Annotated in this window: 3 protein-coding genes and 2 pseudogenes; 4 read left to right on the top strand and 1 reads right to left on the bottom strand. The window is 66.1% G+C overall.

The features are described 5' to 3' along the window. The 3 genes and pseudogenes from JWR89_RS08635 to ilvC all read left to right on the top strand — a co-directional run. Positions 1-183 (top strand): annotated as a pseudogene (locus JWR89_RS08635) (EamA family transporter); the annotation flags it as partial. Positions 184-187: 4 nt separating this feature from the next. Continuing rightward, positions 188-793: a LysE family translocator gene (locus JWR89_RS08630; protein ID WP_299714362.1), complete on the top strand. Its 606-nt coding sequence runs from the start codon at positions 188-190 to the stop codon at positions 791-793. A 153-nt stretch (positions 794-946) separates the two neighbouring features. Then, positions 947-1,966: a ketol-acid reductoisomerase gene (gene ilvC / locus JWR89_RS08625; protein ID WP_299714359.1), complete on the top strand. Its 1,020-nt coding sequence runs from the start codon at positions 947-949 to the stop codon at positions 1,964-1,966. Positions 1,967-2,089: 123 nt separating this feature from the next. Here the strand turns inward: ilvC and JWR89_RS08620 are convergent. Continuing rightward, a pseudogene (locus JWR89_RS08620) lies at positions 2,090-2,823 on the bottom strand (sulfite exporter TauE/SafE family protein). 120 nt (positions 2,824-2,943) lie between these two features. Here JWR89_RS08620 and JWR89_RS08615 point away from each other — a divergent pair. Then, complete coding sequence (locus JWR89_RS08615; protein ID WP_299714357.1) at positions 2,944-3,684, top strand: helix-turn-helix transcriptional regulator; 741 nt, start codon at positions 2,944-2,946, stop codon at positions 3,682-3,684. The last annotated feature ends 127 nt before the right edge of the window (positions 3,685-3,811 follow it).

Genomic DNA, 3,811 nt, shown 5'->3' with positions numbered 1-3,811 from the left:
TACACCGCGGCGCAGGTGGTGCCGTTCGCGCTGCTGGTGCCGTTCGTCGGCGCAGGGGCCTCGGCGATCGTGTTCGGCGAGACGTTCGGGCCGCTGCGGCTGGTGGGCATGGTGGTGGTGGTGTGCGGGATCGGCGTGATGCTGCTGTCGCCGAAGCCGCCGATGCTCGTGGAAGCGGGGTGATGCCGTGACCTCGCAACCGCTGCTGATCGCTTTCGTCGTGTTTGCCATCGTGATGTTCATCACGCCGGGCCCGAACAACATCATGTTGCTGGCGTCCGGGCTGAATTTCGGCTTCCGCCGCACGCTGCCGCATCTGGCCGGCGTCGTGCTCGGCTTCGCCTTCATGATTGCGGTGACCGGCCTTGGGCTGGGCGCGGTGTTCACGACCTATCCGGTGCTGCATACCGTGCTGAAATATGCCGGCGCGGCCTATCTGGTCTATCTCGCGGTGGCCATCGCGCGTTCCGGGGCGCCCGATCCCGACGCCGCCGCGCGGCGCCGGCCGATGACGTTTCTGGGCGCGGCGCTGTTTCAGTGGGTCAACGTCAAGGGCTGGGTAATGGTGATCGGGACCATCACCGCCTATGCGGCGATTGCCGGCTACCCGTGGAATATCCTGTTGCAGGTGGCGCTGTCGCTGCTGATCGGATTCGTCTCCTGCGTGGCTTGGGTGCTATGCGGCACCGCACTGCAAACGCTGGTAAAATCGCCCCGCGCTATCAACGCCTTCAACATTGTCATGGCGCTGCTGCTGCTGGCCTCGCTGTATCCCGTACTGGTCGAGCCATGAGCGCGCCCTGGGGATCAAAATCACCGTCGCGGGCTTGTCTCGCGGCTTACGTCGCCCTAGAAACCGGCGGCAATTCATGGTCAGCGGCGGTTCGCCCCTGACTGCTTCGAACAGGCAACACGACAAGATAGTTGCCGAATAAAGGAACGACCCATGCGAGTTTATTACGATCGCGACGCCGACCTGAACCTGATCAAGGGCAAGAAGGTCTGCATCGTCGGCTACGGCAGCCAGGGCCATGCCCACGCGCTGAACCTGAAGGATTCCGGCGTCAAGGACGTGGCGATCGCATTGCGCAAGGGCTCGACCTCGGCGCAGAAGGCGGAAGCTGCCGGCTTCAAGGTGATGGAAGTCGCCGAGGCCGCCAAGTGGGCCGATCTGATGATGATGCTGACCCCCGACGAATTGCAGGGCGACATCTACCGCGAGCACATGCACGACAACATGAAGAAGGGCGCCGCCCTCGTGTTCGCCCACGGCCTCAACGTGCACTTCAACCTGCTCGACCCGCGCCCCGATCTCGACGTGCTGATGATCGCACCGAAGGGCCCCGGCCACACGGTGCGTTCCGAATACCAGCGCGGCGGTGGCGTGCCTTGCCTGATCGCGATCCACAAGGACGCCTCCGAGAACGCCCATGACCTCGGCCTGTCCTATGCGTCCGCCATCGGCGGCGGTCGCGCGGGCATCATCGAGACCTCGTTCAAGGAAGAGTGCGAGACCGATCTGTTCGGCGAGCAGGCGTTGTTGTGCGGCGGTCTGGTCGAACTGATCAAGGCCGGCTTCGAGACGCTGGTGGAAGCCGGCTACGCGCCGGAGATGGCGTATTTCGAGTGCCTGCACGAAGTGAAGCTGATCGTCGATCTGATCTATGAAGGCGGCATCGCCAACATGAACTACTCGATCTCCAACACCGCGGAATACGGCGAATACGTCACCGGCCCGCGCATCGTGACCCCCGAGACCAAGGCCGAGATGAAGCGCGTGCTCGACGATATCCAGTCCGGCAAGTTCGCCCGCGACTGGATGCTGGAAAACAAGGTCAACCAGACCTCGTTCAAGGCGACGCGTGCCAAGCTCGCCGCCCATCCGATCGAGGACGTCGGCGCGAAACTCCGCGACATGATGCCCTGGATCAAGAAGGGCGCCCTGGTCGACAAGACGAAGAACTAAGCGTCGCTTTCTTCACCTCTCCCCGCAAGGGCGGGGTGAGGGAGCGCGACGCCGGCGCATTACGCACGAAGATTGAAATGGGACCGCGGCGACGCGGTCCCGTTTTTGTGGCGCCCTACCGCATCATAACCATGGCTTCGCGGCGAGGTAGCCGCCGAGCAGCAACAGCCCGCCGAAGAAGGCGCGGCGGAATGCCGTCGGACTGATCCTGTTGCGCAGCGCCTGACCGATCAACATGCCGCCGAACGCCGGCGCCAGCGCGACCAGCGAGGCGCCGGCCAGTTGCGGCGACAGGCCCTGCGTTGAGGCGATGGCGGGCGCGAGCGCAATCGTCGATGTCAGGAACGACAGCCCCAGCGCCTGCACCAGCATGGCGCGCGGCAGGCCGAGCGCCTGCAGGTAGGGCACGGCGGGAACGACGAAAACGCCGGTGCACACCGTCACCAGGCCGGTCAGCACACCGACCAGCGGTCCGGCCCATCGCTCCGCGGCGGGTGACACTTGCAGGTAGATCGCGGACAGTCCGATCAGCGAATAGACCACCAGAATAGCGCCGAGCGCGACGACAGCCCAGCGCGAGGTGTCGGCGGCAAAGGCAGCGCGCCCACAAGCGTACCGAAGGCGATGCCGGCCAGCAGCGGCCATAGCCGCCGGATCAGCGCCGCCACCGGTTCGCCGATGGCAAGCTGCCAAATATTGGTGACGAGGTTCGGGATCACCAGCAACGCCGCGGCCTGCAGCGGCGTCATCACCAGGCCCAGCAGCCCGACCGAGATGGTCGGCAGCCCGAGCCCGATCACGCCCTTCACAAAGCCGGCGAGCAGCAGCACGGCGGCGCAGAGAATCCATAGCGTCATGTCGATGGTCACGTGGTGTATCTCCCATGGTTGGCCATCGCTCTTGCTAGGCTGCCCGTGCCCGAAAATGCTTCGGGCGCGGCCGAAGCATCGGCGATGGCGGCGTGCTAGGTTGCGGCCATGAAAGAAGGTCCTGCCATCGCCGCCGTAGCCGCCCTGATCGGCGATCCCGCGCGCACCAACATGCTACAGGCGCTGATGGCGACAGCGGCGCTGACGGCGTCGGAGCTGGCCCGCGAGGCCGGGGTGACGCCGCAGACCGCGAGCGGACATCTCGGCAAGCTGCAGGCCGGCGGGTTGCTGAGCGTCGAGCACCAGGGCCGGCATCGCTACTACCGCCTCGCCGGACCGGACGTCGCCGCCGCGCTGGAGGCGCTGATGGGCATTGCCGGCCGCGTCCGGCCGCAGCGTACCCGGCCGGGTCCGAAGGATGATGTCTTGCGGACGGCCCGCGCCTGCTACGACCATCTCGCCGGCGGGCTTGGGGTCTCGCTATACGACCATTTTCTGGCCGGCGGCCGTCTCGCGGCTCGCAACGATGAACTCGTTGTCACCGAATCCGGCCGGCGTTTCTTCTGCGACTTCGGCCTCGACATGGCCGCGCTCGAAAACCGGCGTCGGCCCTTGTGCCGCGCCTGCCTGGACTGGAGCGAGCGGCGCGCCCATCTCGCCGGCAGCCTCGGCGCGGCGCTGCTCGGCGCCATGCTCACACGCGGCTGGTGCGCGCGCCCGAAGGGCTCCCGGGCGCTGGTGTTTTCGGTGGCCGGGCGCGCTGCCTTTGAGTCGTTCTGCGCCGACGCTGGTGCAGGGGATCGCGTCGCGGACAAGGTGCAGCGCGTCGGGCGGATTGGCGTAGCGTAATCCGCCGACCACGTCAGAGGCCGGCATTGGCGGCGCCATACGCTTCGCTGAGCGCTACAGAGCCAACTGCGGCGATCCTGCACTCGACAGGGCGGTCAAAATATCGTTATCTGGTAGGACCAGATTG

This window comes from Tardiphaga sp. (genome assembly GCF_028290785.1).
GTDB lineage: Bacteria > Pseudomonadota > Alphaproteobacteria > Rhizobiales > Xanthobacteraceae > Tardiphaga.
This window is presented reverse-complemented; position numbering and strand designations above follow the sequence as displayed.